Here is a 2,393-nt window from a genome sequence, read left to right on the forward strand (position 1 = left end):
CGAATGTCACCCTCCCGCCCGAAGGTGCAACGTAGGAACCGGTCAGCTTCTGTACCTCGACGGTCGCGGCGAACGCTTCTGCGTCACGTTTGGTCTTGAATCCCCGCTTGTCCGTCTGACGACGATCCGGCGTGCGATAACGGACTCGGTAGCGACGTCCTGCTTTCGTCTCGTACGGTTCAATGGTCGCCATCGCCGGCCCGGTCGCCGATCCTTACGTTTGGATCCTTCGTCCAGTCCTGCATTTCCGGCGATGCGTTCGTCTTGAAGGCTGCTTCTGCGTACTCGGCGCGCTGGCTTTCCGGAACATGGTCGGGGACATCGGTATAGATGATCGGCGCGGACCCCTCGGCCCACATCCAGATATCCATAGCCGATCTGGTTCCTGCCCCGGTCACCGTCACCAGATGCGAGGGATCCTTCGTCGGAGGCAGCAACAACGCGTTGGGGTGGACGCCCAACGCAATGGCCAGCGCCATCAGGTCATCGGCGTCCACACGTCGCTCTTCATTCTCGATCTTGCGGAGACCGAGGGTCGGAATGGGCCGATCGAGTTCTTCGAGTTTTGCCGCCAGCTCGGTATAGGCCAGACCGTGTCTGGTGCGTAGACGTCGCACGTTGGCGGCCACCGTTCGACCTGTTGGCCCGAGGGGATTCTTCTTCTGCGGCGCGGTCATGGACGAAGAATAAACGATCATTTCGATCGTTGGAAGATCCTCTTGACAGTTGATGTATCGACATACACTCTCATCGTGTAACGATCGAAATGATCGCTACACGATCGAAAGGATGCATATGACTGTCCGAGGAAACTCGCCCTTCGGCACTCCGCATGAGGTTGCCGAATACATGCGCACCACGGTCGCGTCCCTCGCGACCCAGCGCTATAAGGGCACCGGCCCAAAGTTCGTGAAGGTCGACGGAAAGCGGGTGCTCTACCGCTGGACCGACGTCGACGAGTACATCGAATCCCGGTTGATGACGCGTACCGATGACCACCCCGGTGTCGCGTGAGTACAGAAAAAGCGACGCCACCGTGGGGGAGCTGCCACTCCTGAGTCCCACTGGCGGCATCGTAGTGCAACCGAAAAGAGTCGTGCGGCGAGTGAGTCTATCCATAACCCTCTGGGGATTGAAAGCGCATCGCGCACGTATCTCTCTGTTCGACCTGTCGATTCGTAGTCCTTTGAGCGACGTCTGAATTCGGCTTCCAGCAAGCGTTCCGACAGGTGTCTAACGAGGCCGGGAGTCCCTCGACTCCCGGCCTCGGTCTTCCGAAGCGTGACTTCATTCGATCAGTGATGTGCAAAGGATGGTGGGGGATATGACTGCTCTGGATCGACTCCGTGAACGGTGGCGTGAGCAGGGGTTGATATGGAAGGACGGGCCGGATGCCACGGCATCGGCACAGGCGCCCGGGCATTCCGAAGCGGACCGGTCGGTGACGTTCCGGCAGATTGCCGGCCAGGTGCTGATGAATAGTCACGCCGACGACAAGCAGGTTGTGCTCGATGCGGTCGGACTGACGATGCGAGATCTCTTCGATGACACAACCGGTACTCGGTACACCTACCGGGACGGCCGTATGGTGCACCGTACCTACGACGATCGGGGCCGCAAGAAGTTCCGTCAGTCTGGCAACACTGGCGGCCGCGATCTGTATCGAGTCGAACGAATCGACGGAATAGCCACTGGCACAACGGTCTATATCGTCGAGGGTGAGAAGGATGTCCACGCCGTCGAATCGGCCGGTGGTGTTGCGGTGTGCTCGGCGATGGGTGCGGGAAAGGCCCATCTGTTCGACTGGTCATCCTTGGCCGGCCACACTGTGGTGATCGTTGCGGACGACGATGAACCAGGACGGCGGCATGCGATGCAGGTCCACGAGCTCGTCGAGCCGATTGCCTGTGGCGTCGCAGTCGTGGTTGCCCGGGCCGGTAAGGACGCCGCTGACCACATCGCAGCAGGTTACGGCCTCGATGAGTTCGAACCGGTCGACCTCGGCGGTCGACCAGCTCGACGATTGAAGCTCACCCGTGGCTCGGATGTGAAGATGCAGCGCATCAGGTGGGTGATGGAGGATTGGATCCCTGCCGGATCGCTGACCCTGCTTGCCGGCCGCGAGGGACTAGGCAAATCCACGCTGGCGGTACAGATCTGTGCCCAGATCACCATGGGAAGGTTAGAAGGTGAGCTGCACGGCACACCGCGGAATGTGCTGTACATCCACTCGGAGGATTCTCGTGAGTTCACCGTTGCACCGCGCTTGAAGGCAGCCGGCGCGGACATGAACCGGGTGTTGTTCGTCGATGTCGAGACCGCTCAAACCGATTCGGGGACAGTCATTCTCCCACTAGATTTGGGGTCTCTGGAGGAGGTGATCGTCCAGCACC

The 2,393-nt window shown here is 60.1% G+C and carries 4 protein-coding genes; 2 read left to right on the forward strand and 2 right to left on the reverse strand.

The genetic code is table 11. From position 1 onward, the window contains the following. Both AC6CID_RS24920 and AC6CID_RS24925 read right to left on the reverse strand, forming a co-directional pair. Positions 1–193 (reverse strand): Arm DNA-binding domain-containing protein (locus AC6CID_RS24920; RefSeq protein WP_498354657.1); only part of this gene is annotated, 193 nt, incomplete at its 3' end. Continuing rightward, complete coding sequence (locus AC6CID_RS24925) at positions 180–677, reverse strand: helix-turn-helix domain-containing protein (RefSeq protein WP_252173473.1); 498 nt, start codon at positions 675–677, stop codon at positions 180–182. The genes AC6CID_RS24920 and AC6CID_RS24925, both read right to left, overlap by 14 nt. A gap of 118 nt (positions 678–795) precedes the next feature. Here AC6CID_RS24925 and AC6CID_RS24930 point away from each other — a divergent pair, with 118 nt between their 5' ends. Both AC6CID_RS24930 and AC6CID_RS24935 read left to right on the forward strand, forming a co-directional pair. Continuing rightward, entirely contained in the window at positions 796–1,014 is a 219-nt protein-coding gene (locus tag AC6CID_RS24930; protein WP_498354658.1) for a helix-turn-helix transcriptional regulator, read from the forward strand. A 310-nt stretch (positions 1,015–1,324) separates the two neighbouring features. Continuing rightward, a partial coding sequence (locus tag AC6CID_RS24935; protein ID WP_498354659.1) for an AAA family ATPase occupies positions 1,325–2,393 on the forward strand: 1,069 nt, incomplete at its 3' end.

It is taken from the genome of Rhodococcus sp. GQ147 (assembly GCF_059759155.1).

Excerpts from the sequence above, each read along its gene's own strand:
- AC6CID_RS24925 (WP_252173473.1), bottom strand. The coding sequence starts at position 677 with ATGACCGCGCCGCAGAAGAAGAATCCCCTCGGGCCAACAGGTCGAACG.
- AC6CID_RS24930 (WP_498354658.1), top strand. The coding sequence starts at position 796 with ATGACTGTCCGAGGAAACTCGCCCTTCGGCACTCCGCATGAGGTTGCC.